Annotated in this window: 25 protein-coding genes and 1 pseudogene; 18 read left to right on the plus strand and 8 right to left on the minus strand. The window is 56.4% G+C overall.

All coding sequences use genetic code 11. The features are described from left to right. Positions 1 to 229: 229 nt before the first annotated feature. The 3 genes from AC1RNA_RS02855 (at position 230) to AC1RNA_RS02865 (ending at position 1,689) form a co-directional block, all read left to right on the plus strand. A complete protein-coding gene (locus AC1RNA_RS02855) occupies positions 230 to 589 on the plus strand; it encodes a hypothetical protein (protein ID WP_492950162.1) in 360 nt (119 codons plus the stop codon). Positions 590 to 1,135: 546 nt separating this feature from the next. Then, on the plus strand, positions 1,136 to 1,354 hold the full coding sequence (locus AC1RNA_RS02860) for a hypothetical protein (protein ID WP_492950163.1): 219 nt from the start codon (positions 1,136 to 1,138) through the stop codon (positions 1,352 to 1,354). Positions 1,355 to 1,458: 104 nt separating this feature from the next. Continuing rightward, positions 1,459 to 1,689: a hypothetical protein gene (locus AC1RNA_RS02865; protein ID WP_492950164.1), complete on the plus strand. Its 231-nt coding sequence runs from the start codon at positions 1,459 to 1,461 to the stop codon at positions 1,687 to 1,689. A gap of 64 nt (positions 1,690 to 1,753) precedes the next feature. Here the strand turns inward: AC1RNA_RS02865 and AC1RNA_RS02870 are convergent, their stop codons facing one another. Continuing rightward, positions 1,754 to 1,978, minus strand: coding sequence for a hypothetical protein (locus tag AC1RNA_RS02870; RefSeq protein ID WP_492950165.1), 225 nt, complete (start codon positions 1,976 to 1,978; stop codon positions 1,754 to 1,756). A 965-nt stretch (positions 1,979 to 2,943) separates the two neighbouring features. On the opposite strand from AC1RNA_RS02870, the gene AC1RNA_RS02875 reads away from it, so the two are divergent. Next, complete coding sequence (locus tag AC1RNA_RS02875) at positions 2,944 to 3,117, plus strand: DUF1328 domain-containing protein (protein WP_492950166.1); 174 nt, start codon at positions 2,944 to 2,946, stop codon at positions 3,115 to 3,117. A gap of 4 nt (positions 3,118 to 3,121) precedes the next feature. Here AC1RNA_RS02875 and AC1RNA_RS02880 read toward each other — a convergent pair. Both AC1RNA_RS02880 and AC1RNA_RS02885 read right to left on the minus strand, forming a co-directional pair. Then, positions 3,122 to 3,877, minus strand: a pseudogene (locus AC1RNA_RS02880) (Y-family DNA polymerase); the annotation flags it as partial. A gap of 299 nt (positions 3,878 to 4,176) precedes the next feature. Beyond that, positions 4,177 to 5,475, minus strand: a complete 1,299-nt coding sequence (locus AC1RNA_RS02885; RefSeq protein ID WP_492950167.1) for a PAS domain-containing protein — start codon at positions 5,473 to 5,475, stop codon at positions 4,177 to 4,179. A gap of 1,730 nt (positions 5,476 to 7,205) precedes the next feature. Here AC1RNA_RS02885 and AC1RNA_RS02890 point away from each other — a divergent pair. The 8 genes from AC1RNA_RS02890 to AC1RNA_RS02925 all read left to right on the plus strand — a co-directional run bounded on the left by AC1RNA_RS02890 (position 7,206) and on the right by AC1RNA_RS02925 (position 14,088). Continuing rightward, positions 7,206 to 7,637 carry a sugar 3,4-ketoisomerase gene (locus AC1RNA_RS02890; RefSeq protein WP_492950168.1) on the plus strand — a complete coding sequence of 144 codons (432 nt, stop codon included), beginning with the start codon at positions 7,206 to 7,208 and terminating at the stop codon, positions 7,635 to 7,637. Further along, positions 7,630 to 8,736: a DegT/DnrJ/EryC1/StrS family aminotransferase gene (locus AC1RNA_RS02895; RefSeq protein ID WP_492950169.1), complete on the plus strand. Its 1,107-nt coding sequence runs from the start codon at positions 7,630 to 7,632 to the stop codon at positions 8,734 to 8,736. Before AC1RNA_RS02890 ends, AC1RNA_RS02895 begins: the two co-directional genes overlap by 8 nt. A gap of 5 nt (positions 8,737 to 8,741) precedes the next feature. Next, complete coding sequence (locus tag AC1RNA_RS02900) at positions 8,742 to 9,491, plus strand: hypothetical protein (protein ID WP_492950170.1); 750 nt, start codon at positions 8,742 to 8,744, stop codon at positions 9,489 to 9,491. Positions 9,492 to 9,494: 3 nt separating this feature from the next. Beyond that, positions 9,495 to 10,190 carry an acetyltransferase gene (locus AC1RNA_RS02905; RefSeq protein ID WP_492950171.1) on the plus strand — a complete coding sequence of 232 codons (696 nt, stop codon included), beginning with the start codon at positions 9,495 to 9,497 and terminating at the stop codon, positions 10,188 to 10,190. Between the two features lies 1 nt (position 10,191). Next, on the plus strand, positions 10,192 to 11,163 hold the full coding sequence (locus tag AC1RNA_RS02910; RefSeq protein ID WP_492950172.1) for a GNAT family N-acetyltransferase: 972 nt from the start codon (positions 10,192 to 10,194) through the stop codon (positions 11,161 to 11,163). 130 nt (positions 11,164 to 11,293) lie between these two features. Continuing rightward, positions 11,294 to 11,956: a phytanoyl-CoA dioxygenase family protein gene (locus AC1RNA_RS02915; RefSeq protein ID WP_492950173.1), complete on the plus strand. Its 663-nt coding sequence runs from the start codon at positions 11,294 to 11,296 to the stop codon at positions 11,954 to 11,956. Continuing rightward, positions 11,890 to 13,656 (plus strand): hypothetical protein, encoded by a 1,767-nt coding sequence (locus AC1RNA_RS02920; RefSeq protein WP_492950174.1) that lies wholly within the window; start codon positions 11,890 to 11,892, stop codon positions 13,654 to 13,656. Before AC1RNA_RS02915 ends, AC1RNA_RS02920 begins: the two co-directional genes overlap by 67 nt. 174 nt (positions 13,657 to 13,830) lie before the next feature. Beyond that, positions 13,831 to 14,088: a hypothetical protein gene (locus tag AC1RNA_RS02925; protein ID WP_492950175.1), complete on the plus strand. Its 258-nt coding sequence runs from the start codon at positions 13,831 to 13,833 to the stop codon at positions 14,086 to 14,088. Positions 14,089 to 14,124: 36 nt separating this feature from the next. On the opposite strand, the gene AC1RNA_RS02930 is transcribed toward AC1RNA_RS02925, so the two are convergent. Beyond that, on the minus strand, positions 14,125 to 14,664 hold the full coding sequence (locus AC1RNA_RS02930; protein ID WP_492950176.1) for an isochorismatase family protein: 540 nt from the start codon (positions 14,662 to 14,664) through the stop codon (positions 14,125 to 14,127). Positions 14,665 to 14,668: 4 nt separating this feature from the next. Then, positions 14,669 to 15,289, minus strand: coding sequence for a TetR family transcriptional regulator (locus AC1RNA_RS02935; protein ID WP_492950177.1), 621 nt, complete (start codon positions 15,287 to 15,289; stop codon positions 14,669 to 14,671). A gap of 93 nt (positions 15,290 to 15,382) precedes the next feature. On the opposite strand from AC1RNA_RS02935, the gene AC1RNA_RS02940 reads away from it, so the two are divergent. Then, positions 15,383 to 16,933, plus strand: a complete 1,551-nt coding sequence (locus AC1RNA_RS02940; RefSeq protein WP_492950178.1) for a 4-hydroxyphenylacetate 3-hydroxylase family protein — start codon at positions 15,383 to 15,385, stop codon at positions 16,931 to 16,933. A 45-nt stretch (positions 16,934 to 16,978) separates the two neighbouring features. On the opposite strand, the gene AC1RNA_RS02945 is transcribed toward AC1RNA_RS02940, so the two are convergent. Continuing rightward, positions 16,979 to 17,476, minus strand: a complete 498-nt coding sequence (locus AC1RNA_RS02945) for a hypothetical protein (protein WP_492950179.1) — start codon at positions 17,474 to 17,476, stop codon at positions 16,979 to 16,981. A 145-nt stretch (positions 17,477 to 17,621) separates the two neighbouring features. Next, entirely contained in the window at positions 17,622 to 19,415 is a 1,794-nt protein-coding gene (locus AC1RNA_RS02950; protein ID WP_492950180.1) for an ABC transporter ATP-binding protein, read from the minus strand. A gap of 205 nt (positions 19,416 to 19,620) precedes the next feature. Between AC1RNA_RS02950 and AC1RNA_RS02955 the strand changes: the two genes are divergently transcribed. Further along, positions 19,621 to 20,691 carry a glycosyltransferase family protein gene (locus tag AC1RNA_RS02955; RefSeq protein WP_492950181.1) on the plus strand — a complete coding sequence of 357 codons (1,071 nt, stop codon included), beginning with the start codon at positions 19,621 to 19,623 and terminating at the stop codon, positions 20,689 to 20,691. Here AC1RNA_RS02955 and AC1RNA_RS02960 read toward each other — a convergent pair. Next, positions 20,680 to 21,906: a rhamnan synthesis F family protein gene (locus AC1RNA_RS02960; protein WP_492950182.1), complete on the minus strand. Its 1,227-nt coding sequence runs from the start codon at positions 21,904 to 21,906 to the stop codon at positions 20,680 to 20,682. The two genes, AC1RNA_RS02955 and AC1RNA_RS02960, sit on opposite strands and share 12 nt — an antisense overlap. A 209-nt stretch (positions 21,907 to 22,115) precedes the next feature. Here AC1RNA_RS02960 and AC1RNA_RS02965 point away from each other — a divergent pair, with 209 nt between their 5' ends. From AC1RNA_RS02965 to AC1RNA_RS02980, 4 genes are read left to right on the plus strand one after another with little or no spacing between them, the layout of a single operon-like run. Next, positions 22,116 to 23,579: a UbiA family prenyltransferase gene (locus tag AC1RNA_RS02965; RefSeq protein WP_492950183.1), complete on the plus strand. Its 1,464-nt coding sequence runs from the start codon at positions 22,116 to 22,118 to the stop codon at positions 23,577 to 23,579. Continuing rightward, positions 23,576 to 24,898 carry an FAD-binding oxidoreductase gene (locus AC1RNA_RS02970; protein WP_492950184.1) on the plus strand — a complete coding sequence of 441 codons (1,323 nt, stop codon included), beginning with the start codon at positions 23,576 to 23,578 and terminating at the stop codon, positions 24,896 to 24,898. The genes AC1RNA_RS02965 and AC1RNA_RS02970 overlap by 4 nt, the downstream gene beginning before the upstream one ends. A 2-nt stretch (positions 24,899 to 24,900) precedes the next feature. Beyond that, positions 24,901 to 25,647, plus strand: a complete 747-nt coding sequence (locus tag AC1RNA_RS02975; RefSeq protein ID WP_492950185.1) for an SDR family NAD(P)-dependent oxidoreductase — start codon at positions 24,901 to 24,903, stop codon at positions 25,645 to 25,647. Next, a complete protein-coding gene (locus tag AC1RNA_RS02980; RefSeq protein ID WP_492950186.1) occupies positions 25,581 to 26,576 on the plus strand; it encodes an NAD-dependent epimerase/dehydratase family protein in 996 nt (331 codons plus the stop codon). The genes AC1RNA_RS02975 and AC1RNA_RS02980 overlap by 67 nt, the downstream gene beginning before the upstream one ends.

Below are 26,576 nucleotides of genomic sequence, written 5' to 3' on the forward strand. Positions count from 1 at the left end.
CATAAAGCTTGACTTTAGGAATGCCAAGCAATTGGGAGGCCGTGATGGGAAAAGCGATAATCCGTGAGTGGGCAAAGGATCAGACTCCGGTCCAGTCCGAGGATGAACACTTCATGATTTGCCCGGTCTGCCGCAAGAAATTTGACATGCGCGATTTGGCGCAAATCATGAAGCACATTCACGAAGGTTGCGGAATACCCCTCCATAGGGGTGCATTGAGGAGGCTGTTGTGAGTAAATCTCGCTGGTCACCATCGATCGTACCAAACTATGCCGACCATAACTTCTATCTGGCCATGGACCGCCTCGATGCCGACACAACGATATTTCACGAGCGAGTGGTCGAAGCGACGGACTTGGAAACGGTCATTTCCGATATGCTGACCGGCCAGCACAGCGATCCGCTGCGAGTTCTTTCGTTCAATCCTTCCGAAAAATGGTCGGAAGATGTTTCTGAGGACGTAGCGCGAGAAATTCAGCGCAGATGCGATCTTCAGCTTCACGACGTGCCATCATCCTTGCAGGGTTTTGTAGACTATCAACTCGGGCACGACAGAAGCAGACAACTTGCCCTCAAGCTCGTCTCATAGAAGAAAGCCCGCCCCAGGAGAACCCGGGGCGGCCCTGATAATGATCTTGCTCGAATTATCGGCTTCCGCCTGCCGATCCTGACCCACTTGATGTCGATCCGGCCGCACCAGACCATGTAGATTTCCCCATCGACCCGGCGCTGCCCGTTGTGCCGCTATGTCCAGGCGCGTATCCCGAAGCACCGGGAGAGCCGGACTTAGAGCCCTTATTCTGCATTTCATGACCCTGCGAATAGCCGGAAGCACCAGGCGATCCAGCCTTGCTTCCCTTCTTCTGCATCTCGTGGCCGGGCGTGTTATTGGATTGCGCGAACGCCGCTCCCGAAAGGAACAGCAGAGCTGTGGCTGCAACGCACATCGTCTTTTTCATCGTGACCTCCATTGTGGTTTCCGACCAGGGGCAACATAGCGACCAAGTGCTCGTTACTGGAAGCTAAAGACGAAAAAGCCCGCTTCTCCGAGCATGGAGGGCGAGCATTTGCCCTGACGTGGAACTTGCGCGGAACGGATTGATTTTCAGTTGTTCTTTAACGACGGAGATCGCAAATGAAAAAGTTGATAGTCGCAACCGGCCTTGTTATCGCAATGACCGGTGCTGCATTAGCGCAATCGAACACTGTTCAGGGCAGCAGCAACAACCCGCATCCGCCTCGTTCTGCCTCTTCAAATGACGCATCGAAAAACCCATCGGCCTACATGCGACAAACACAAGCCCAGGGCCGGCACCATGTGCGCCTTCATCACCGCAAGCATCACATGCATTAAAAAGACAAGCCCGCCACCCGAGGGGCCGGCTTCCTAGGAACCTGAATTGCTCCAGACGATTATGGCTTCGCACCTATATGGTGAGTAACCGAGGAGGTTTCGAAATGAACATTAAAACGATTGCGGTCACTGCCCTTGCACTTTCTGCGGCTACGCCTGCCCTGGCGGCAGATTTTTATGTCGTGCAGGACGCAACAACCAAGAAATGCACAGTCGTTGACACCAAGCCAACGGCGGCGACCATGACCGTCGTGAGCCCGAGCGGCAAGGTCTATACCACGCGCGAGGAAGCTGAGTCCGCGCTCAAGACGATCACGGTCTGCGAGACCAAGTAAAAAATAGCCCGCCTCGGGAAACTGAGGCGGGCTTAAGTCTAGGGAGGTGTGGACGTAACCCGGTTCACGGCACACGCGATGGCATTTGCGACAGATCGCGGGCGTTCTCGGACCACGTGGCCGTCTTGCCGGACTTCACGATCCATTGGCCGGTTCGCTCATCGCACCCGATATGATGTCGCCACACGACAATCCTTCCGACCGCCGGGCCATGGGCGGTCCGGCCGTAACCAGCCCACCAGCGCGCGAGATTGCCAGCAGGGTTCGAGATGCCCAGATGCTTCCGCATCCACCAGCCGCACCATGCCCGGCTCGACCCAGTTTACCGCCCTTCCCGTCCTATCAGTCGCCATCCCGAATGGCATGGCGGCGTATGCTTTTGACCCCGGGCGAGATGGCGAGCTTCGTGGGATGAAGCTGCAAGAATTCCTTGCAGGTTGCTGACGCCTTCGCATGGCATCGTAACGTTGCAAGCTGAATCAAATTTCTGATGCGCAACCTGTCGCAGGCACGCATCGGATTGCGATACAAAAACGACAGCGCAAAGCGCCGCCAAAATGACTGTTCGAAGCATGAATAATCCTTCTTAGTGGTGGAACGGGATTTGGGGAGCGGGATGAATCTGCGTCGCCGGTTTTCTCCACCCTCACGGCGGCTAGAGCCCGGCCGGATTACTACGCCCCCAACTCCAACCGGCCGGGCTGACCCGGGAACGCTCCTAATGCCTAGGAATTGGACTGGAGCCGTCGAGGTCAGTGGCAGCTAGAGCCCGACTGGGGTTTAACGGGTACCCCACCCGGTCGGGCTGACTTACAGCCGCCCCACGACATTTCCGGAATAAGCTCTATCGGGGAGACTTGATCCTCGTCGCTGGTGAGATTCATTGCGACTTGGCCCGGCTGGGAATGCTCCTGCCGCCCAGCCGGGCTAACCTACGGATCCACGCGGTCTGCTAAGTCTTTGGAAGGTGTGCACGTAACCCGGTTCGCAGCCCGCCTCGTAGGCCCGCTTTTCGCTAAGGAGGTAAGCTTTGGCTGCCTTTGCGACTAGGCGATTGGATTCGAGCGACCAATCATTATCTCATAGCCGCGGAACGCTGCAGCGTGCGTTCCTGCCAGCCGCTGGATGGGAGATTGGGGAGAGCGTGGCGGATATTTCCTAGTCTGAGGCGGCTCTAAACTGCCGACGGAACCATCGCTCAGAAGGGCGGTTAGCTTGGTACAATCGGCAGTCTACTGCGAACGGGTTTTCGACATGTCAATTTTGAAATGGGCCCTGATCTTTTTAGTCGTATCTATCATAGCCGGCTTGCTCGGTTTCACGGGGGTATCAGCTGCGAGTGCCGACATCGCGAGAGTTCTATTTTACGTCTTCGTAGCCATTTTCCTGGTGCTATTGATTCTAGGTCTTACAATATTTAGAGCCTGACGGCGCGCGTCATCGGCTGCCCTGCATCCACAGCGATGGTGCGCATCGCGCCATCGACGCGACAGAAACTGGCCTCCAGCCGCCGGGCTCCTTTGCCCTGCCGCTCCATCGTAACCATGAGTTTTTGCGCCAGGCCCGACACGGTCGCCACAATCGTATCTTCGGTCGCGACCGGCTCGGCAAAACGCCGCTCCACCATGAAATCAGGCGGCGGCCGGCGCGGACTGATCGGCACATCGCATTGCCCAAGCACCTCCCGCAACATGTCCGTGAACGCCTTGCCGAACCGCGCCGTAATCTCGCGCGGTTCACGGGAAGCAACGTCACCGATGGTCTTCAGTCCTGCACGGCGCAGTCCACGGGTGACCGCATCCTCCGCGCCGAGCGCGAACACCGGCAGCGGCGCGACGGCGGCAGCCTCCTGCCCTTCCGGCACGATCTGGCCGCGTGTAGCCCGCGTCAGCGCCCGCGCGCAGGTGGGTGTTCCGGCAATTGCTGCGTTGACGGCAAACCCCTGTCGCGCCAGTGAATCGCATACGAGCGCCAGCATTCTGTCTTCACCGCCGAACAGATGTGCGCATCCGCTGATGTCGAGAAACAATCCGTATGGCGGATCGAGCGCGACCAGCGGCGTGAAGCGGTCGCACCAGTCCGCGATATGAGCGAGAGCCTGCGCATCCGCCGCTACACCGGCTTCGGCTTCCGCGAATTCCTGCTGCACCCAGAGGATCGGCCGATGATTCGCCAGACGCTGAACCATGCCTGCAACAAAACCGGCCGCAGAGGCCGACTGCCGGGTCTCCGTCGCGAACACCTCATGTAGCGCGCCGCGCAGGAGGCCGCCCTGCAGCGTCGCACCCACACCGGGATGGCGCCACGCGCGCCATCTGCTGAGGCATGGTTTGCGCCTCAAGATGGCGGATCGCGTCCCGCAAGGACGCAAGCGTACTCATGCGCGCGCCGGTCATGCGCTGTTCCTGGAAAATCGAGATGGTCCTTCGTTTTCCCTAACGACGGAGCAACCATTATGTTTGCTCCGCGGTTTCGCGTGACCCCGCTTCAAACCATTAGGCGCTCTAGCGGAACGCTGAGCCTTAGTCGAAGGCCATCCCGCTGCCAGTCATGCTCGATCTTGCCTCCTAACTCTCCGGTGACTGTGCGCTCAGTGAGAAGACTACCAAAACCGCTACTATGCGGCGCGGCCTCGATAACCGGACCACCCGTTTCATCCCAGCTTAAATGGAAATCATCACCGCTCGCGTCCCATGTCACACGGATGCACCCGGTCGGTCGGGAGAGTGCCCCATACTTAACCGCGTTCGTAGCGGATTCATGCAACGCGAGTGCAAGGCCGGTCACAGCCTTCGCTCCCACCGGCAAATTGGGTCCGGTCACCACAAGCCGGTCTGGTGAACCATCGTCATACGGCTGCAAGACTGTGCGCACCAGCGCATCCACCGTAGTCTGCCGACTCTCATGTTCCGTGCCCATAATGCCGGGACGTACTAAATCCTTTGCTCGTAACAGTGCGTCAAGCCGACCACGAAGAGCCTGAGCCATTTCTCCCGGTGTGATGGAAGACCGAGCAGTCAAACTGATAAGTGAGTGAAAGTTGGCGAATATGTTCTTCACCCGGTGGTCCGCCTCACGGGCAAGCAGCCGTTGCCGTTCCTGGGCGTTCTTTTGATTCGTTATATCCACTACCACGCCGACGAAGCGCTCAGGCTTGCCATCTTCGCCATACAGGCATTCACCACGGGCTTCGACCCAGCGCATACTCCCATTCTTCGGTAGGAGCCTGTACTCCTCAACGTACTTTTCGCCGGTCGCAACAACGTGGTTGACCGAATTGGCGACCCGCTCGACATCCTCCGGATGGATACCAGCGACGTACTCCGCCAGAGGAGCGCCCTTTTCGCCTTTGGCAGGATCGACCGAGAACATTTCGGCAAAGTGAGCATCCGAAAAGAAGATGTCAGACTGCACATGCCAATCGAATGTGCCCACCATTCCAGAAGCGTTGAGGGCTTGGCGCAGTCGCTCCTCTGTTTTGGCTAACGACCGTTCCGTTTGAACGCGCTGGGTGGTTTCCACTACAATGGCCAGAACACCAGCAGGACGGCCCTCCTCATCCAGCACGGGGCTGTAATCAAGGTTCATCCAGACTTGCTCTGGAAAACCTTTTCGGTGAAGCGTGAGTTCTTGATCACGGTACGAAAGCGCACCTCCGCTCAAACCCACCTTCATCACGTGATCGTTAAAAGCGGCGACCTCAGGCCAGCCCTCTCGCACTTTCGATCCGAACAGGGCGGGGTGACGTTCACCTGCGAAGCCGGAGTACGCATCGTTGTAAAGCATGATCCCATCCGGTCCCCAAAGCAGCACGATGGGGACTGGCGAGCGCAGCAGTGCGGAAACCGTCGTCCTTAGGCTCTGTGGCCAACAGGAGATTGGTCCTAAGCTTGTATTGGCCCAATCGCGAGCGCGTATGAGTGTGCCCGTATCGCCGCCGCTGAATGGGAAGCTATCGTCGGTTTCGCCGTTCATTACGCTCTCAAAGTTGCTCATTAACGGAACGCGCCGAACGAAACAGGTTCGGTTCTCTAACGGTGTTGCATGTTTATGATCAGACGACGTGAAAGGAGGGCGGCCCTGTAGGTTGGGTTCTGTTTCGAGCGCAATAGCTCGACCCACTTATGTTAACGCAACTAAAAAGCTGCTCAAGAGTCTGTTTTTGAGTAACATATGTTAATCGCCGGAAGGCGGCCCCCATGGGTTCGCGATCCGAGGAAATGCGAAGTCAGACAGTTCCAGCGGCTGCCACAGGCTCAGCGCTCGACCTAAGTCCATGAACAGTCGCTGACGCTAGGACTCTCTCCTTCCCCAGTGACATCGGTAGCCGTTCCGCCGAGAAAGGCTTCAAAGCGTTCGGCTGTGATTTGCATCGTGACCCGATATTCACCAAAGGTACGGCTTTCAGAGAAAAAACCGGCCAGCATCCTTGTTTAAACTAAACTTTGGCCCAGGTCTGCCGATGGACCCCGTTCTATTGCGCAAGGACCGAATTTTTCCGTGGTGTTGCGGCGAACGAAACGATCGATCTGTATCAGCTCTTCATCGGTGGACCCGAAATAGGCCTTGCCGACCGGTACGAGCTGCTCGCCTTCGTCTCCGTCCGCCCAGACACCGAACGTGTAATCCGAATAATAAGACGAGCGCTTGCCAGCATCTGGTCGTAGAGTCGGCGCTTCGTCCGTAATTTTTGAAGATTCGTCGCCGACGCATCATAGACAGGTTCGCCGGCTATTCTAAAAACATCTATCGATGAATCATTGATTTCTTAAAGATCGAGCGGCAGCAAGACCGGTAGTCGATGCTATCAAGCTAGCAAATCAGCAAGCTAGCGGATGATCGTGTTGCGCCGAAAGCTCGTTGACGATCCAGACCCGTAATTGCCCTTACTATCCTGGAGGCCTTGTGTTTCGCCAAAGTGCCATCCATTGTAGCGACGTCAGTACCAACGGCATCGCCGGGTACGGAAAAAGCGCGCCAATCAGGCTCAAGTTGAAATAGGACGCAGGGTCCCTCCCTCTCCGCCAAAGCACTTCATTAAGCGGCAGAAATTGAAGTCTATGTTTGAGTCAATTCAGCCCAATATCCGAGCTTAAATTTTATCCGGACGAAGAGCCGACGCTACAGCGTTTGCCGGACAGGTCTCCGACAATACAGCTTTGATTGATGGTCGCGAAGATGCAGATGGCATCATTGCTGTGAAGCTTCACTACAACAGCAATGGAAGGTTCTCTGTCGCGTGTGCAGGCGGATTGTTGACGATCAGATCGGCGCACCCGCCGCGGCTGACTTCGCCGCCGACGCAACACTTTTAGATAGGGGAAATCCGCAGAGTGCCTGGCATTGAGTCTTCCCCTTTGGCAAACTCAGCCCACGGATTTTATTTCCAGATCGTCCGAAAGTCCGAGGTGGGCAAGGCAGCATTCGCCGGAGAATAATATTCTTCGGTGCAATTCAAATGACGACAACCGTCAATGCTTCACGAGCGACAACTACCAATATAACATCGACGCGCGATGGAATCAGAACGCTGGAAGAAGCTTGAATTGAACAAAGTCTCGGACGTCCGGGGCAACCTTTCCATCGCGGAGGGAGGGCGGAACATCCCCTTCGAGATCGCGCGCCTTTATTACATTTATGACGTGCCCAGCGGATCGACCCGGGCGGGACATGCTCATAAAGAGCTGAGGCAGTTATTTCTGGCGCTTTCCGGAAGCTTTCATCTGCATCTCGATGATGGTTCAAGCGTAGAGACAATTTTATTAAATCGGCCGCATACCGGCATATTGGTAGAGCCGGGTGTCTGGCGCGTCATCGACAACTTCTCCGGAGGCGCGGTCTGTCTCGTCCTCGCATCCCACCATTACGATGAAGCCGACTACATTCGGAACTATTCCGATTTCATAACTTATGTTCGCGAACAACGCATGGCTCTGCCCCGTGCATAAGATTCCCTTTTTCGATCTTCAAAGTGCCACACGGGAAATCCGCGAAAGTCTTCTAAAGGCTGCCGAAACAGTTATTGATGGCGGGCAGTACATCCTAGGCGATCATCTTTCGAGGTTTGAAGCCTCGTTCGCTGAATTCTGCGGGGTGCGAAATGCGATCGGAGTCGGCAGCGGCCTCGATGCTCTCGTCCTCATCCTGCGTGCCCTCGATATCGGACGTGATGATCATGTTATCGTCCCGGGGCATACGTTTATCGCCACGTGGCTAGCCGTCACGCAATGTGGAGCCATCCCTGTTCCGGTTGATGTGGAATCCGCCAGTTTCAATGTTGATCCAGATCGCGTCCGCGCTGCAATCACCCCCAAAACAAAAGCGATCATCGCGGTGCATCTCTATGGACGCACGGCCAATGCGACCGCCATTTCGAAGATAGCGGCTGAACATGGATTACATCTCGTCGAAGACGCCGCGCAGGCTCACGGCGCCTTGCACAACGGGAGAAAGGCAGGCGGCCTTGGGTGTGCCGCCGGCTTCAGCTTTTATCCGACAAAAAACCTGGGCGCCTTGGGTGATGGAGGCGCTGTTACCACCAATGATGACAAGCTGGCTGAACGTATTCGCCAGATGCGCAACTACGGATCGCAGATCAAGTATCATCACGATGAGATCGGCATCAATTCGAGGCTCGATGAATTGCAGGCTGCGTTTCTGAGCGCCAAGTTGCCGCTTTTGCCTGAGAAAACGGAGCGACGGCGCGCCATAGCCCGCCGCTACAACAGCGGCCTCGCCGGAATGCCCTGCATTACGCCCCAGTTCGATCCCGAAGCTGTATGGCATCTCTACACTATCCGCACGCGCCGGCGGGATAACCTCCAGCAGGCTCTGCACGGGCTCGGGATCGGAACATTGGTGCACTACCCTATTCCACCGCACTTGCAGCCGATATACCGGTCGACATACGAGCGGAGCGAACTGCCCGAAAGCATGCGTGCCGCCGAGGAAGTGCTCAGCCTTCCTCTCTGGCCGGAGATGCAGGACGAACAGGTGGATCGGGTCGTGAGCGGCCTCGCAGAAGCGTTCAAGCTTCTTGGGATGTAACGGCAATGGCCAAAACTGTATCTTATGACGTCTCTGGATACGAAGAATTTCAGCGTCGCGCGCGGGACAACGCGCTAAGTGGCAATCAGAAAGCCGGCTTTCCGGACGATCTTCGCGTCGGCAAAAGCCAGTCGATCTTGTCCGACATTATCTCGAAGATGCCGGCTTTCGGCCAGCCCGGCGCATCGATCCTGGACATCGGGATTGGATGCAGCGACCTTTCACATGCGATCGTGGCTCATGCAATGGAGCTTGGTCAGAAGTTGACCTTGATTGATGGAGCCGAAGTACTCGAAACGCTTCCAACCGCGCCGAACATCACCAAGATCGAAGGGCCCTTTCCGCGATGCCTTCGCGATACGAACAGCATCGGACCGTTCGACTCGATTCTGGCCTATAGCGTCGTACAGTATGTCTTTGCTGAAAGCAGCATCGGGTCGTTTGTCGATGAGGCACTCATGCTTCTGAACCGTACGGCTGGCGCGTTTCTCATTGGCGATATTCCGAACACCAGCATGCGCAAGCGATTCCTGGTCAGCGACGCAGGGCGCGCGTATCACCATGAGCACTATGCCGGCCAACCCTCCCCTGCCGTTCAATTCAACACCCTGGATTCCGGTCAGATTGACGATGCGATAATACTCGGCCTTGTCGCCAGAGCCCGCAACGCGGGCTTTCAGGCATTTGTACTGCCGCAAAATCCTTCACTGCCTATGGCGAATAGACGAGAAGACGTTCTGATCAGAAGGCCATAAGTCATGACACAGAATGAAACCGGCAACCGTCGGCTTGTCATCGTGGGAGACAGCTCCTTCGCCGAAGTTGCATTCGAGATGTTCGATGCCGACGAAACATACGATGTTGTGGCTTTTGCCGTACATGCCGCATTCCGCAAACGCGAGTCCCTGTTTGAGCGACCCGTGCTTGCGATTGAAGAACTGACGGAGAGGTGTCCACCGGAAACCCATGACGCATTTGTCGCGCTGACCTACCGCGAACTCAACAGAGCCCGAACGCGCCTTTGCGCCGAGATGAAGGCGAAGGGCTATCGGCTGGCGACATTTATCAGCAAACAAGCCTTCGTTTGGCGAAACGTGCCTGTCGGGGAAAACACCTTCATCTTCGAAAACAATGTGGTGCAACCGTTCTGCGAAATCGGAAACAACGTCATCCTTTGGTCCGGCAATCACATTGGGCATCATAGCGTTATCGAAGACAATGCGTTCCTGGCCTCCCAGATCGTAGTCTCCGGACATTGCCGCGTTGGCCGCAACAGCTTCATTGGGGTGAATGCGACTTTGGCGGATCAGGTCACGCTGGGACCCGACAACTGGATCGGCCCCGGAACCTTGATCACGAAAGACACCGCTGCCGGATCAATGTATCGCGAGGAGGATACAGTCATATCGCGTGTCGCGTCGAAGCGCTTCTTTCGTGTCAAATCAGATGAGTAAATTGAGCGTTCAGCCTTATTCGTCCGATCTCCGCACGCGGTGGGACGAATTTGTGGCTCTCAGCAAAAACGGCACGTTTCTCATCCAGCGCGGATTCCTGGAATACCATTCCGACAGGTTCACGGACGCTTCGACGATCGTGACGGACTCCGAAGGACGCATTAAGGCGCTGTTTCCCGCAAGTCGATCGGGGACGCAGATGTCGAGCCATGGCGGCCTGTCCTACGGCGGGATGATTTCCGACAAGACCATGACGGCGCCGCTAGCTCTGGACGTCTTTGCGGCATGGTTGAACTATTGCCGCCACACAGGAATATCCGAGGTCGTTTATAAATCGATTCCGGCCATCTACCATCGGATGCCCGCCGACGAAGATCGTTACGCGATATTCTATCACGGAGGGGTGTTATATCGCCGCGACGTCACCTCCGTGATTGATTTCACAGCAGAGGCTCCCGTCCAGGAGAGGCGGCGGCGAGGCCTCAAGAAAGCCCTCAAGGCAGGTCTTCATTTTGAAGAGATTTCAGATATTGCCGAGTTCTGGGCTGTTCTCAATCAGAACCTGAATTCCCGGCACGATACGAAGCCTGTGCATTCGCTTGACGAGATCTTGTTGCTGAGAAATCGTTTTCCGCAAAACATTCGATTGTTTGGGGTATTCGGAAACGGCGCTCTCCACGCAGGCACCCTGCTATTTTGCTGCGGCCACACGATACATGCCCAATATATTGCATCGAGCGAGGAAGGCAGGATTCAGGGCGCGCTTGATTTGCTGTTCTCAACACTCATCGATCGCCTCCGCGAAAGCGCCCGGTATTTCGACTTCGGCAACTCAAACGAAAACGAAGGACGATACTTAAATCGAGGCCTCATAGAATTCAAGGAAGGGTTCGGCGCCAGATCGATCGTGCAGGATTTCTATCGAATTGACCTCGACTCATGGCAATCCGGGGCAACGCTCCATGCCGATTGAAGCGCGGCGATGGGAAAGGCGCCGCTCCCTAACAGTATTGGAGCGGGCTGGAACCCTGAATTGAGTTGCCCCTGTCTAGTAACTTTTAACTTCGAAAAGGACGGACTTTCTGCTTTGAGGGAGATGAATAATGGCAAATGAAAAAAGCTACGGCGTCCGAGAGCGCATGGATGAGCCGGCCGACGACTTCGACGCCGCCATCGAAGCGTTGCAGTATCGGGGTTTCGCCGTCGTGCCGAACGCGCTCCCGCATGAACGGGTGGCCGACCTCAATAGCCGGCTGGATGCAATTTACGCACAACAATGTGAAGAAGTCGGTGGAGAGGAGAATCTTCTGGCGATTTCCGACGCGGACATCGTGCGCTGCCCATTGGCTTATGATGACACTTTCCTGGATCTGGCCCTGAATCCGGCAATCATCGAAGTCGCCAAGCGCCTCATCGGACCCAACGTCTTGCTGCTCATGCAGAACGGCGTTATCAATCGCCCTGAGCGTGTCCAGGTGCAGACGTCATGGCATCGCGACCTCAATTATCAGCACTGGGTCTGCTCGCGCCCTCTTGCCATCAGCGCCATGGTTTGCCTCGAAGACTTTACCGAAGAAACCGGCGGCACGGTCTATCTGGCCGGCAGCCACAAGGCGGAGGCCATGCCGTCGGAGTCGGCATTGAGTTCCCTCCACCAGACGCTCCCGCGAAGGTCGGCTCGATCGTCCTCTTCGACTCCATGGTCTTTCACCGCGCCGGTATCAACCGATCCGGGCGAATTCGCCGTGGCATCAATTATGTCATAGGAGCGCCCGTTCTGGCCCAGGCCGTCGATATTCCCAACATGCGGAAAAGCCTGCGCCATCGGACCCATTCATGGCAGGCTATCTTGGTTATCGATGGAATCCGGCCCCAAGCGTTGCCAAGTGGCGGCAAAAGAAGATCGGAGCAAAGCGCGCGTAAAACAGAGCAAGAGGCAATGAATTTTACCTTGAATGATGTCGCTGACGTTCGGGCCTTTTGCGACGATGTCCGCGCGATGGCCCGGCAAGGCGCCCTGGACGATGCCTTGCGGTCGGTGGCAGAACTCGTCTGCCGTGTGATGGAGCGCGAAAGTTCCTGGGGCAGCGTGTTCTCATCCCCGGAACTGGATGCCGTCTGTCAGGAACTCGGCCGGCTGCCCCCGATGAGCGCCGGAAAAATCATAAACGAAGACCAATCCGTTTTCCTGGTCACCGCGGTCGCTGGCCTTGGCGGTCACACGCGGGTGTTGATGGATCTTGCCAGCGCGGACCCCGGCAAAAAGATCACTGTGCTTGTTTCCAACGTCATGAATGACCTGACCAGGCGATCGCTGAAGGAAACACTCCACAAGCTCAACCCATCCATTCAGATCGAACTCGCCCCCAGCAAGGAAATGGACGCCACTCTCAAGTGGCTGCAAGGCAGGCTGCGATCGCTGCGCCCCGCGCGCACATACATCCTGCAACACCATTTCGACTCCACCATTGTCGCCGCCGTTCAGCCCGAACTCGTCGACAAATTATTTTATTTTCATAATTGCGATTACAATCTCGCACTCGGCGTTCATATCCCTCACGCAACCCATGTCGATTTCAACGGCAAGGGGTATCACCACTGCCGCAACGTCAAAGGCGTCAAGAATAGTATTTACTGGCCTCTCGTCGCCGACGCTCCCGCAAGACAGGCGCAACCGCAATTCATGACCTCCGGGAAAATCATTACCGCAACGTCCGGCGGGCTTCCCAAGTTCGACACGTCATATCTGAGTGAGCAGGTACCATACCGGCATAATTACATCTCGGTGCTACCCTTGATCATGAAGGCGTCCGGCGGCGAGCATCACCACATCGGCCCCCTCCCTTACCATGTTCTGGCGGCGATCGAGGAACAGCTTAAGAATAACAACATAGCTGTGGAGAAATTCATCCATACGCCTTGGGTGGAGGACGTAGCTTCAGAGTTGGTCCGGCGCAATGTCGATCTGTATGTCGGCTCTTTTCCCCTTGGCGGCGGACGAGCGACGGTAGAGGTCATGGGTGCGGGCATTCCGCTGCTTCTTCACGAAAACTATGCCAGCGCCTTCTTCACCGACGTGGCCGAAGCATATCCGCAAGTGCTTAAATGGCGGACACCGGATGAACTGGAATCAATTATTTCTGGACTAACGCCGGACCTTTTGGCGGATCATTCCGCCCGCGCGCGCGCCTTTTATGAGGAGCGACATCAGCCTGTCTATCTCAGGAAGGCGGTGCGAGAGACGCTTGACGGGAATCCGCCTCCTCCGCCCCCCTCTCCTCATCACTATTCCAATACTCTGCAACGTTATCTCGATCTTCGCGCTGCTACGGAAACATCCAATGCAAGATCCACCAGCGTCACTTCGGCAGCGCACACTGCGCGCAGAATCGCCACGAAGCATCTCGCGATGGTCTTGATCAACAGATTGCTGTTTAAGTGCCGCAAGCTCATTTTGAGGCGTTGAAATTTGTCGAAATCCGCATTCGACGTAAACAAGTTCTGCGAACGCATTAAATTGTGGCTTGCAAGTTCCCGTCCGGGAAAGCCGCACTCGAGAAGCCATCAATATTCAAACAAGGAACAAAGGCTATTCGCCATCGTTGGGGCTATATAAACCTGCAAGCGGCGATGGCATGCGATGATCGAAAAGGTTGCGTTACCCAAGGATGCGAGCCTTGAGCAGCTTCATATCGTGATAGGAGCGCTCTATCTGAGCCTGGGCTATATGATCAAGCGCATTGCCAAGCCCACAGACATTGCGTCGACAGCGCGACTCAAAGAAGAATTCATGAGCGCGCTGAAAAGTGGCGATATCGATATGTCCATCCTCGACGATTCGAAGACATTCGATTTGGTCGTCCAGATGATCGGGAGCCTATTCGAAAACAAGGCCTAGTCTTTGGGACTTATAGGGCCTCACAGGCGCGGATCGTCATTTTTCCTTGATCAACGCAATCGCGCCCCGAAAATTGCGGTGCTCAGCTGTCTGAAGCCATTCGAAGACGACCATCTCGGTGGTGACAATTTCTGCGCCATGACGCTCCATGCGCCGGAGCGCGGTTTCCTTGTCTTCCGGGCTGCGTGAGCCGAGCGCATCGCGCACGACATAAGTCTTCCGGGAAGCATGCAGCAGGCCGAGCACCGTTTGCTGGACGCAGACATGTGCCTCACACCCGGCAACAACGACATGCGCATCGGAGGGGATTCGGTCGAGAAAACCGTTTTCCCGGCACGCGTCGAAGAATTGCTTGTGAACCAGCGGGCCTTTCCCAACGGGCAATTCCTTGACAGTCGGGCCGAGGCCTTTGGCATTCTGCTCGGTGAACATGAAGGGGATGCCGGCCAGTTCTGCCATTTCGATCAGTCTATTTGCATTTCGGATTGCGACTGCACCTGCATCGATCGCAGGCATCAGACGCGACTGGAAATCGACGACGAGCAAAAGGGAGCGCTTGGGATCAATCGTGAGCATCGTTCTAGCCTTCGGAGAGGTGGGCGATCCGGTCCTTGACGTAAGCTTCCATCCGGTCCGCGGCGGATGCGCCGAACATGCGGATGCGTCCGGTGTGAAGCAGCAAGAGCAACCCCGTGGCGTGAGCAAAGCAATCGACCATGAGAAGATTGGCCTTCTGCCGCGAGGCGCCGAGTTCGAGCGCCGCGTCGGCGATAGGGCGCAGCGCGGCTTCGAGCGCTGCATTAAGGGTCTCGTCGCGCGCACGCCCGAGCCCGGCCGGCTTCATGCCGCCCCGGAACAGGTAGAAGCCAAGATCCAGATCCCGTGGATTCTCTGTATAGAACCGGAAGAAACCCATTGCTGCTGCTTTCAGCCTCTGCGCGGCCGTTCTTGTCTGCGCGACCGCCTCGTGAACCGCCTCGCCAAGCGACGCGAGGGAGGCCTTCAGCACCTCCGCATAGATCGCTTCCTTGGACTCGAAGTAAAAATAGAGCGCTGCAGGCGTGTAGCCGGCTCTGACCGCGATCGCCCTGAGGCTCGCGCCCTCAAGCCCCTCCTCGGCGAAAATCTGCTTCGCCGCATCGAGAATGAGTTCGCGCTTGTGTTCACTGACCGCTTCGCGCCGCCTTTGCCCCTTTTCCACTGCGTGGGTCCTTCGAATCCAGCTTGACAGTAATTCTAACAGCGTTAGATTTTTTAACACTGTTCAATAAATGAGACAAGTGGGAGAGACGCCATGTTGATGTCGGCGGACGGCTACCGGGAATCCCTTCGCTCCTACAAGCCTCGGGTTTTCATCAATGGACAGGCCGTGGAGAGCGTGGCCGACGAGCCGCTACTCGCACCCGGCATCGCGGGCGTAGGCGTCACCTACGATTTCGCGCTCAGCGAGGAGCACGCGCCGATCATGACGGCGCGGCAGGCCACCTCCGGAAAGATCGTCAACCGGATGCTTCACATCAACGAGACGTCGCAGGACCTGCTGTACAAGCTCGAAGCTGTGCGCCTGGTCTGCAAGACATCCGGTTGCGCCCAGCGCTATCTCGCGCACGATGCCTTCAACGGTCTCTATCAGTCGACGGCCCTGACGGACGCGCGCCACGGCACGGATTACAGCCAGCGCTTCCTCGCCTACCTTCACGAAGCTCAGGAGAAGGACCTCACACTTGGCATCGCGATGACCGACGCCAAGGGCGACCGGTCAAAACGGCCAGGCCAGCAGGTCAATCCGGACGTCTACGTGCACATCAAGGAACGGCGCAAGGACGGCATCGTCATCCGCGGCACCAAGGCGATTGTCACCGGCGCGCCCTATATGCACGAGTTTCTCGTCATGCCGTGCCGGACGCATGCGCCAGAGGATAAGGATTGCGCGGTGTGCTGCGCCGTCCCGTGCGATGCTCCCGGTGTGACCATCATCGCCCGCCCGGCAGGCCGCCCCGGCGAGGCGTCCGCCAAATTCTCCGCCAAATATGGCCAGTCGGTCGGCGTTGTGATCTTCGACGATGTCTTCGTGCCGCACGATCGTATTTTCCTTGCGGGTGAGACCGAGGAAGGCGGCTTCCTCACAACGTCCTATGCCACGCATCACCGCCATTCCTGCATCGGCGCCCGCGCGGGGTTCGGCGATCTCCTGATCGGCGCCGGAGCGCTGATGATCGAAGCCAACGGGCTCGATATAGAGCATCATACCCATATCCGCGAAGCGATGGTGGAACTCATCACCATCACGGAGGGTTTCTACGCCTGCGGCGTCGCTTCATCCGTTTACTGCACGAAGGATCCCGCCGGGTCTGTGATGCCGGATGCGGTGTTCTCCAACATCGGCAAGCTGCTGCTTGCCACCAAGATCTACGACATGCATCGGATCGCCCATTATGTCTCGGGCGGCTTGATCGTTGCACTGCCGGGCCCCGATGAAGATCACAACCCGGAAACCAAGGCTTCGCTCGCCGCCGTCATGGGCGGCCGGCCCGATATTCCCGCCGAACAGCGGGCCGAGGTCGCGCGCTTCATTGAAGACCTGACAGTTTCACACGAAGCGGGCTGGTACTCGGTGATCTCGCTGCACGGCGGAGGCTCGCCGGAAGCGATGAAGCGCGAAATCTGGCGCAATTATCCGGTGATGGAAAAGGTCGAACTGGTGGAGAGCCTTCTCGATCGCGGCGTTCTCGACGAAGGCCGCCGCGTCTCCAAACAGCCTGGACGCTGCTGCGCCACAGGTTGCGAGGTACCCGAGGCGCCTCAGACCGTTAAGGCGCCAGCTCTTGGGAATGCAGCGGAGTAGCGCGCCAGCCGACCGCGCTCAGCCCTCGATGAAGCTCACGGATTATCATTGCTTTTGGATGGAGACGTTCATGCCGCTCAGGTCAAAGTCAAACTGAAGTCCAAGCTGTTTGCCTTCCAGAGTCAGGATGACGCCTTTTGCGTTGCGCATTTGAATAACCCGCACGCCCCGAACCACCGCCACGCCCGCGCCGAGCGCCGTGTAGACGCCCTCGATGTCGGTTGGCTGGTGCATGTTACGAGCAGTGCCGACGAAATCCGTCGAGGAGCCGCCGAACGTCAACCCCGCGCTGATACCCCCGACATGGAACGGATAGATCTGGTCGCGAAATTCCAGAATGCCGCTGCCCGTCTGCGCGCCAACGAACCATCCGGCCTTGAAGAACTTGAAGCGAACCGATCCTGTTTCAGCGTAGCTGGGCGACGATACTGCCGCGAACAAGACGGCCAGCATCGCGACCAACAAGGCGGATCGAGACCCAACCAATTTACGGATTCGGGTGCCGGTCCATCCCCGAGCAGACGTGTGGCCGTCGTTCAGCATCGTGTCCCCCACCCAAATCGATAAAACCGTAAGCGGCGGCACTCAGGATAAGCTGAGAGCCGGAGCTTTGGAAAGCCCCTCGCAAAACTATCAAGGGGTGGGACGAAATCTGGCCATGATCGCCCTCCCGCGCATACAGATTATATCAAATATGATGAGATGGCGCCGCCGCCTCATGCTGCTGGAGGCGGAAGAAAGCGGCGTAGCGGCCATCCTTCCGAAGGAGATCGCCATGAACGCCGGATTCGACGATCATGCCATCCTCCACCACTAAAATCTGGTCGGCATGCATGATCGTGTGAAGGCGATGTGCGATGACGATCGTCGTGCGATCTTTGCATAAACGCGCGATTGCTTCCTGCACGAACTTTTCCGATTCCGAATCGAGGGCTGCTGTTGCTTCATCAAGCAGAATGATCGGAGCGTCCTTGATCAAGGCCCGGGCGATTGCAACCCGCTGGCGCTGACCTCCGGACAATTGAGTGCCATGCTCTCCAACCGGAGTGTCGTAACCCTGAGGAAAGCTCATGATGAAATCATGCGCACAGGCGGCGCGGGCCGCTGCAACGATCTCCTCCTCGGTCGCGTGGAGTTTACCGAACGCGATGTTCTCGCGGATGGAGCCACGAAAGAGATAAACATCCTGCCCGACATAAGCAGTCTGCCGGCGAAGCGAGACACGCGAGCAATCCGAGATCGGCTGGCTGTCGATCACCACTGCTCCTCCATCCACCTCGTAAAATCGCAGGAGAAGCGACAAGATCGTCGACTTTCCGCCACCGGAAGGTCCCACCAGCGCCGTCACCTTGCCAGGACGTGCGATGAAATTCATCGACTTGAGTACGGGCTGCTCGGGACGATAGGCAAATGTCACATCACGAAATTCGACCTGCGCATGCGTGAGCTTCAAGGCCGGCTTGTTACTATCATCCGGCTCGGAAGCCGGACTATCGATGATTTCAAGGAGCATACGCGCACCGATCAACATGCCGCTGAGATCGATATTGACTCGCGCCAGCCGCTTCGCCGGTTCATATGCCAGCAGAAACGCCGTAATGAACGATACGAACTGCCCGGGCGCCGCATTGGTCCCGATAACGCGATAGCCCCCGTACATCAAAGCACCGGCGATCGCGACGCCGCCCAGCATTTCCATCAAAGGGCCAGAGCGGTTGGAAACGACGGCCATCTTGTTGGCATGGGTTTCGACTTCGGCAACGCTCCGATCGACGCGCGCCTGCATCGTGCCTTCGAGCGTGAAAGCCTTTACCGTGCGTATTCCCTGCAAGGATTCCTGCACGGCTTCCATGATCGTTGCCGCGCTGAGGAATTGGCTTGCGGCAAGACTCTTCACTCTGTGTACGATCTTGCGCACGAACAGAAACATCGGGGGCGCCACAACCAGACTCAGCAAAGACAATAACGGATCCTGCGATACCATGACGGCAACAAGGCCGACCAAGGTCAGGAAATCCTTGCCGACGGTCGTCATAACCAGAGACAGCACCTGAGTGATCGAGGCCGCGCCTGCGGATAGACGATTCAAATAATCGGATGAATGCGATTGCGAATAAAAACCGATGCTTTCCTGCATCATTTTCGCAAAGAGCCTGCGCTGGTTGTTGGCGAGGATGGCATTGCTGATCCGTGACAGCATGACAGCCTGCAAATAGGTAGCCACGCCTTTGGCGGTAAAGAGCGCGATGACCAGCACCGACAAGGTCATGATGCCGCTGATACTGCGATAAACATAAGCTTGGTTGATGACTTTACCGAACAGATATGCAGACCCGGCGTTGGCGCCGGCCCCGATCGCCATCAGAAAAAATACGAGCAGATACCGCCGCCAATAAAGCATACCCTGTTCCGCAACCAGCCTCTTGATAAGCTGAAACGCGCCATAGGGATCGTCGGTGATTTTCCGAGGAGTCGGAGGCATATATTATCCAGGCGGCAAACAGTCTGCGCCTGATTGCCCACTATGAAGTCCATTTTCAAGTCGAAAACCAAGCTATTGGGGCCCAAAGGCGGATTTCCTGGAAATAGGAACGACCGTAACCCAGGGATGCCGACCTGTTCCTTTTTATTGCAGCATTCTAAGATGGTGATGCCATCAAAGAGACGTCATCGCAAAAAGCCAGAACATGATGCTTTTTTCTCATTCCCACTTTCAATACCGGCCGAATTCCGAACCTCTTGTTCTGGCACTTTCATCGGACATCGAACTTAGCGAGATTCGCATCAGGCCGTTTCTTGCAGCGCTTCTTGCGCGCGGCATGATCGCAGGCTTCCAGATGGCCGACCGCAACATGCATTCGATGGGATGGCACAAGGATTTTTCCTTTACCCACATCTGGTGCCACCGCAACGTATCGACGGCTCAATATCGATTTTTGCGAAAAAACCAGAATGTCCCGATCATCTACGACCTCGACGACCTGATGACCGCCACGCCGGATTTCGTCAAAGCGAGACCGCGCAACGTTGCGCGCATCCGCTGGTGCCTGGAACACGCACAAACGGTGACGACCTCGACCGACGTCCTGCGAAGCCATTTGCTGCAACAGATCCCTTCGTCGAAACCGGTCATCACCCTCAAGAACGGGTATTCCGGTCACGCAACGCCAATCCCTTTTCCAACCACGCCGCAGAAGCGGATCATATGGACCTCGGGTGACCACCCATTCGTGACACGCGACAATCCGGAATTCACCGCCCGGCTCGCGGACATCGCGAACCGCCATGGCTATGAAATGGTCATCATCGGGCGCTTCGACCCTGCGCTCGGCAAGCTCTTCAAGCTGTCCCGATACATCCAACGACTCGACTTCAACTCTTACCGGGAGATTCTACGATATTTCGCCGGCGCCATTGGGCTGGCCCCATTGCCGTCGGGGCTTTCGCCGCACAATCAGCAATTCTTCGATGCGAAGTCTGATATCAAACTGCTCGACTATCTCGCCAGTGGACTCGTACCAGTCTGCACCAGCACGCCGCCCTACACGCAGTCCGAGCTGTATATTCCAGAACTCGCCGCCGAAAATCCGGATGGCCTTCTCGACAAGCTGGAAAGCTGCATCGCCAATCACGCGAACTGGATCGAGCGGATAGATGATAAATTCTATGCAACCAATGTCATGACACAGCGGCAGTTTGGTCCGCTATCACAAGCTTTGGACAACATCTTTCCTGCTCGACCAGAATCAATCGGATAACGGCTTTGCGAGTGGCCAGGCCGTTTCTTCAGTTGTCATAGGCGGAGAGGCCATTCCCGGCAGCGCTCCGAATATGCGCTCAAGCGCATGCTGAAGGGTGCCATCGGTTTGTCCGGCTTCTTCAGGGAAGTCATCCTGGGACAGATTCAGCGGCTTTAACAGGTCAAGCAATTCACGACGAATCCAGAACATCGTTCCCGCAAAAAAGTCCGGCTTGAAGCGCTCTTCTGGACACCCCAGCCGTTTTGCAAGCTCAAGTGTGAGTGCTGCATTTCGTGGCCACGTATCTGGATAATTTCCCCGAAAATGAGATGAGCCCACCAAACCCAATCTGGGCTGGCTTACAAACCTTTGAAGAATAGCCGTCACCAATTCATCCGACCCCAGCAGATCATTCAGAAGCAATCGGCGCCAAACCTCTCCAAAAATCATGCGCGGGCCCAGCGATACTGTTTTCTTTCCGTGCAATTTGCAGATCAGTTCAAAACCGTCGAGATGCCCTTCTCGCAAGAGCTGAATGAAAGGCCCGACGTCACGGCCACGATTGGGATAGACCAACACCTTGGCGTCAGGAAATTGCCCGGCAATCCGAGCGGCAAAATCCGGGTTCGGCTCATTCAATGTCACGATCAAACTAAACGGGCATGTGAGATTCCGCAGCCGCCTCTCGAAATCCGGCCAGACATCGCAATAATGCAAATGGACGACAATTCCGGTCGCGATGCTGCCATTTAGTTGCAGCGGCTTTGAGCAGACGGGATGCTCAACGACCTCGTATCCTAGCGTCCGCTGTAAAGCGGGGCTTGAAACGCCAACATCCCATTCCGCCATCGTCCTCATAGCGCGCGACGTCTCAAGACCCTTAGCTCCATATGCGTGGAAAAGGGGGAGTATCGTCAGACCATCGCCCGCATAACGGTTGAAGCGATGAAACCGGGAAAATCGCAGCGCTTTGAAAAAATCCTTCAGATGAATTTTTCTGAAAGATTTGACATCGACTTCCTGCCGCAGAACGTACAAATCAGCGTCCCGGCCAGAAGACTTCACGATGTATTCTGTTTCAGGAACAGCCGGAATAAATAACGGATGCGAATTCGGATCCGTCTTCCAAATTCGGACAAACGGCTGAGAATCTACTTTGCAGGACGCCCGCAAATAATAAAACCGGTCTTTCTGAAGGCTAAATTTGCTCCATGCCACATCCGGACTCGCCATTACTTCCTCAAACGATCCGTGAGAACCAATCATTCTGATACTAATCGTCCAAGGCGCCCTGCGGATGCTGACCGGTTGGACATCCCGCAGCAGCAAGCTCGCCCAATCCCAGCTATCATACTGTGGCTTATAGAAAAATCTTCGCCTATAGTCCGCTTTAGCGCTCAAATGATACAACGCGAAATGGCTTCATAAAAGCAAGACCGCGAATGAACCAAACCTCTATGCATACCGCCTCCTATCAGCAAGCGATTCTGCCGATAGTTGTCGATCTCGATCACACCTATCTCAAGGTTGATTCGTTATATGAACTGTTCGCGGCCTCTCTTTTTTCCAAACCCGCCCAAACACTTCGATCCTTATTCCAGCTTACGCGCGGAATAGCTGCATTCAAATCCAGGCTCGTGGAGATCGCAAAGCTGGACTCGGCATCCCTGCCGGTGCATCGCGAACTGATCTCCTATCTCGAGGAGCAGTCTGCGCTTGGCCGCGACATTCATCTCGCAACAGCCGCGCACATTTCAATCGCACGCAATATTGCGTCCGAGAAGAAATTATTCAAATCCATATACGGCACCAATCCGGACGTGAACCTGAAGGGTGGCGCCAAGGCCCGACAGTTGCTGGAGGCGTTTCCTGATGGCTTCGTTTATGCAGGTGACAGTACTGCCGACATCCCGGTCTGGCAGGCAGCCCGCGCTGCCATCGTCGTTTCACCCAATCGAAGGCTAGCCAACCATCTTCAGGCTTCGGGAATCCCCATCGAACAGACTTTCATCGAAGGGCCCCCCGCGCTTGCGTCATGGTGGCGCGCCTTTCGCCCTCACCAATGGACAAAGAATCTCCTTATCTTCGTGCCACTTATTCTCGGCGCGCCGGATGTTACCCTAACAGGCCTCATCACGACTTTTGTCTTCATGCTGCTCCTGTGTGGGGTGGCTTCCCTCACCTATGTTGTGAACGACATCGCCGATGTGACGGCGGATCGCAAACACTGGTCGAAACGGCGGCGCCCCTTTGCAAGCGGGGCAATTCCAATTCGCGACGGATTAATCGTTGCCAGCTTCGGATTGCCCATTCTCCTTCTGATCGGCTTATTGATCTCTCCGCCAGCCGCCGCATGCCTTATCTGTTACACCGCGATAACACTTGGCTATTCGTTTGGCTGGAAGCGCGTTCCGCTGTTCGACACTTTCCTGATAGCCCTGCTTTTCACCATCCGGGTGCTCATGGGGACCATAACCGCGTCCCTCATCACCTCCGTGTGGCTGATGGTCTTCTCGATGTTTTTCTTCTTCTCCATGGCCCTTGCCAAACGCCATACCGAAATCCTTCGGGCCGCCGAACACGGGCTCGATCACATCGAGGGCAGAGGATACCGGGCCGACGATGCCGTGCTGACGCTCGTCATGGGCCTGAGCTCATCGATGGCCGCTATCGTCCTCGTCGTGATTTATATGGTCGAGGAAGTCTTCACACGCAGGATGATCTACGCCGAGCCGGTCTGGTTATGGATCACACCGATGGCGATCTTCCTGTTTGTGTGCCGCATATGGATATTGTCCCATCGCGGCCGCATGACGGACGATCCTGTTGCATTTGCTTTGCGCGACCGTGTTTGCCTCGCTCTCGGCGCGTGTGTTGTGGCCGCAATCGCATTGGCGATTTCATGAGCTTCGTGCGTCGCGCCGATATCGTTTCGTGGGGGCGAACCTCCCGGATAGAGGCGCGCGTGGCATCTCCATCGTTTCGGGACGAGGTTGACGATCTCGTCCGCGAAAGCGGTCAGGATACTCACCGCACTCTGGCATTCGGCCTGCGCCGATCCTACGGAGACAGCTGTCTCAACGGCCATGGATCCATGATCGACATGACCGGATTGAGCCGGTTCATTCATTTCGATCGCCAAACGGGCCGTCTTGTTGCGGAAGCGGGTGCAAGTTTCGACGACATCCTGAAATTGATTGTCCCCGCCGGTTTTTTTCTGCCCGTCACGCCCGGCACGAAGTTCGTGACCCTCGGCGGCGCCATCGCCAATGACGTCCATGGAAAAAATCATCACAGTGCAGGCACCATCGGGCGCTGGGTCCGCCAACTTCAGCTTTTGCGAAGCGACGGCACCTTGCACACCCTGACCCCGGACGACCCGACAGGGCTGTTCGCCGCGACCATCGGCGGCCTTGGTTTGACAGGCGTTATCGTCTCGGCCGAGCTGGAGCTTATTCCCATCGCCAGCGCCAATCTGGACACAGAAGTCATCCCGTTCGGAAGCGTCGGAGAATTTCTGAAATTGTCCGCCGAAAGCGAACAAGCCTATACGTACACCGTCGCCTGGGTAGATTGTTTGGGAATGCGGGGGCGCATAGGGCAAGGCATTTTCACACGCGCACGACACAGCGACACCGGAACACTGAAAGTGCATGCGCCAGGCCACCTGACGATCCCCATAGAAGCTCCGGGTTTTTGTCTCAATCGCTATTCACTATTCGGATTCAACACCGCCTACCGCTTTGCAGCCGGCTTGAAGCATCGGAAAACGACTCATTATGAGCCGTTCTTCTATCCGCTCGATGCGATCGGGCAATGGAACCTGCTGTATGGACGCAAGGGCTTCTTTCAATACCAATGCGTGGTACCACCTGCCGAAGCCGAACCGGCCTTGACGGAGATGTTGCAGGCGATCGCAACAAGCGGCGAGGGGTCCTTTCTGTCCGTACTCAAAACATTTGGAAACGTGGCATCTCCCGGATTGCTGTCTTTTCCCAGGGAGGGCGCCACTCTGGCGATGGATTTCCCCAATCGGGCCACGACGTCCATTCTCTTCAACAGATTGGATGATATCGTTCGAAATGCGGGCGGGCGCCTCTATCCGGCCAAGGATGGTCGGATTTCAGCGGACATGTATAAAGCGGGATATCCGAATCTGGAGCAATTCACACCGCACATGGACCCTGGTTTTTCTTCCTCGTTCAGCCGCCGGGTGGGCCTCTAAACATGTCTCCTCCAATCAAGGTTCTCATTCTGGGCGCAGCGTCGGGTATCGCCGAAGCGACGGCGCGGCTCTACGCGAAGGAAAACGCCATCATCGGCCTGGTGGGCCGGAGCATCGAGCGGCTGAATCAAATCGCCGCCGACCTTAAAATACGCGGCGCCGGGCGCGTCGAGATATTCGAAGCGGATTTCCTGACGGCAGATCCAGCCTCGATACTGGTACACGCCAAAGAGGCGTTGGGCGGACTGGATCATATCCTGCTCGCCTATGGCGTGCTCGGAGATCAATCCGAAGCCGAACAATCTTCTGAGGCAACCCGCAACATTATCGACGTCAATTTCAGATCCGCCGCAGGATGGTCGCTCGCGGCCGCCTCGCTGCTGGAGCAGCAGGGCACGGGCTCTCTCGTCGTCCTGGGGTCCGTCGCCGGCGATCGCGGACGCCGTTCGAATTATATTTACGGAGCGGCCAAGGGCGGCCTCGCTATTCTCCTGCAAGGCATCAGTCATCGTTTCGCGGGCAAGAGACCCCGCGCCGTCATCGTCAAGCCGGGGCCGACCGATACGGCCATGACAAAGGCCATGGCCAAGGGCGGCCCGCTTTGGGCGTCTCCGGATGCCGTCGCTAAAATCGTGCGAAAGGCCGCCGACCATGGAGGACCTGTGGTCTACGCTCCGGCGCGGTGGCGGCTGATCATGTTGATCATTCGCTCCATCCCATCCGCGATTTTCAACAAAATGAATTTCTGATGCGCAGAATAGTCGTCACTGGCGCAGCCGGCCTTGTCGGGCAGAACCTCGTCGCGCGCCTGAAATCACGCACGAATATCGAGCTTATCGGCATCGACAAGCATGCCGGGAATTCGCGTTTATTTCGTGAAATCCATCCCTCGGTTCAATTGATAGAGGCCGACCTGTCGAAGGCGGGTTCCTGGCAGGACTGTTTCGAGGGCGCAGACACCATCGTCATCAACCAGGCGCAGATCGGCGGACTGCAATACGACGAATTCGAATCGAACAATATCCTGGCAACCAAGAATATTCTCGATGCCGCCAACAGGCACGCCGTGAACTATTTCGTCGGCATATCCTCGTCCGTCGTCAATTCAAAAGCTTCCGATTTTTATACGCGGTCAAAAACCCTGCAGGAAGCAATCTACACCGAAAGCTCGATCCCTCACGTCATTCTTCGCCCGACCCTGATGTTTGGCTGGTTTGACCGCAAACACCTCGGCTGGCTTCGCCGTTTCATGGATCGCGTTCCCCTGTTTCCAATTCCGGGAAACGGACAGTTTATTCGTCAGCCTCTTTATGTCGGCGACTTTGTTTCGATTATCGTATCTTCGATCATGAGCCGAAAGACCGGCACCTTCGATATATCGGGCCTTGAGCAAATCTCTTACGGCGACCTCATCAAGACAATCCACGACGTGGTAAAACCAAAAGCCCGGATCGTTCACATCCCGTATCAGCTCTTCTGGATCCTGCTGTGGCTTTACGCCCGCTTTGACAAAAACCCGCCCTTCACCACGAAACAGCTGGAAGCGCTGGTCATTCCCGAAACCTTTCCCGTGACCGATTGGCCGGGGCAATTTAATGTAACCCCCACGCCGTTGCGGGATGCGCTTGCCCAGACATTTCTCGATCCGGAACATTCACCCATCACGCTGTCATTCTAG

This window comes from Afipia sp. GW821-FHT14H12, from assembly GCF_058803465.1.

What these genes read in the sequence shown, in the direction of transcription:
- AC1RNA_RS02860 (WP_492950163.1), top strand. Translation starts at nt 1,136, where the DNA reads ATGAAAAAGTTGATAGTCGCAACCGGCCTTGTTATCGCAATGACCGGT.
- AC1RNA_RS02865 (WP_492950164.1), top strand. Translation starts at nt 1,459, where the DNA reads ATGAACATTAAAACGATTGCGGTCACTGCCCTTGCACTTTCTGCGGCT.
- AC1RNA_RS02870 (WP_492950165.1), bottom strand. Translation starts at nt 1,978, where the DNA reads ATGCGGAAGCATCTGGGCATCTCGAACCCTGCTGGCAATCTCGCGCGC.
- AC1RNA_RS02875 (WP_492950166.1), top strand. Translation starts at nt 2,944, where the DNA reads ATGTCAATTTTGAAATGGGCCCTGATCTTTTTAGTCGTATCTATCATA.
- AC1RNA_RS02885 (WP_492950167.1), bottom strand. Translation starts at nt 5,475, where the DNA reads ATGCTTTACAACGATGCGTACTCCGGCTTCGCAGGTGAACGTCACCCC.
- AC1RNA_RS02890 (WP_492950168.1), top strand. Translation starts at nt 7,206, where the DNA reads ATGGAATCAGAACGCTGGAAGAAGCTTGAATTGAACAAAGTCTCGGAC.
- AC1RNA_RS02900 (WP_492950170.1), top strand. Translation starts at nt 8,742, where the DNA reads ATGGCCAAAACTGTATCTTATGACGTCTCTGGATACGAAGAATTTCAG.
- AC1RNA_RS02905 (WP_492950171.1), top strand. Translation starts at nt 9,495, where the DNA reads ATGACACAGAATGAAACCGGCAACCGTCGGCTTGTCATCGTGGGAGAC.
- AC1RNA_RS02915 (WP_492950173.1), top strand. Translation starts at nt 11,294, where the DNA reads ATGGCAAATGAAAAAAGCTACGGCGTCCGAGAGCGCATGGATGAGCCG.
- AC1RNA_RS02920 (WP_492950174.1), top strand. Translation starts at nt 11,890, where the DNA reads ATGGTCTTTCACCGCGCCGGTATCAACCGATCCGGGCGAATTCGCCGT.
- AC1RNA_RS02925 (WP_492950175.1), top strand. Translation starts at nt 13,831, where the DNA reads ATGATCGAAAAGGTTGCGTTACCCAAGGATGCGAGCCTTGAGCAGCTT.
- AC1RNA_RS02930 (WP_492950176.1), bottom strand. Translation starts at nt 14,664, where the DNA reads ATGCTCACGATTGATCCCAAGCGCTCCCTTTTGCTCGTCGTCGATTTC.
- AC1RNA_RS02940 (WP_492950178.1), top strand. Translation starts at nt 15,383, where the DNA reads ATGTTGATGTCGGCGGACGGCTACCGGGAATCCCTTCGCTCCTACAAG.
- AC1RNA_RS02945 (WP_492950179.1), bottom strand. Translation starts at nt 17,476, where the DNA reads ATGCTGAACGACGGCCACACGTCTGCTCGGGGATGGACCGGCACCCGA.
- AC1RNA_RS02950 (WP_492950180.1), bottom strand. Translation starts at nt 19,415, where the DNA reads ATGCCTCCGACTCCTCGGAAAATCACCGACGATCCCTATGGCGCGTTT.
- AC1RNA_RS02955 (WP_492950181.1), top strand. Translation starts at nt 19,621, where the DNA reads ATGATGCTTTTTTCTCATTCCCACTTTCAATACCGGCCGAATTCCGAA.
- AC1RNA_RS02960 (WP_492950182.1), bottom strand. Translation starts at nt 21,906, where the DNA reads ATGGCGAGTCCGGATGTGGCATGGAGCAAATTTAGCCTTCAGAAAGAC.
- AC1RNA_RS02965 (WP_492950183.1), top strand. Translation starts at nt 22,116, where the DNA reads ATGAACCAAACCTCTATGCATACCGCCTCCTATCAGCAAGCGATTCTG.
- AC1RNA_RS02970 (WP_492950184.1), top strand. Translation starts at nt 23,576, where the DNA reads ATGAGCTTCGTGCGTCGCGCCGATATCGTTTCGTGGGGGCGAACCTCC.
- AC1RNA_RS02975 (WP_492950185.1), top strand. Translation starts at nt 24,901, where the DNA reads ATGTCTCCTCCAATCAAGGTTCTCATTCTGGGCGCAGCGTCGGGTATC.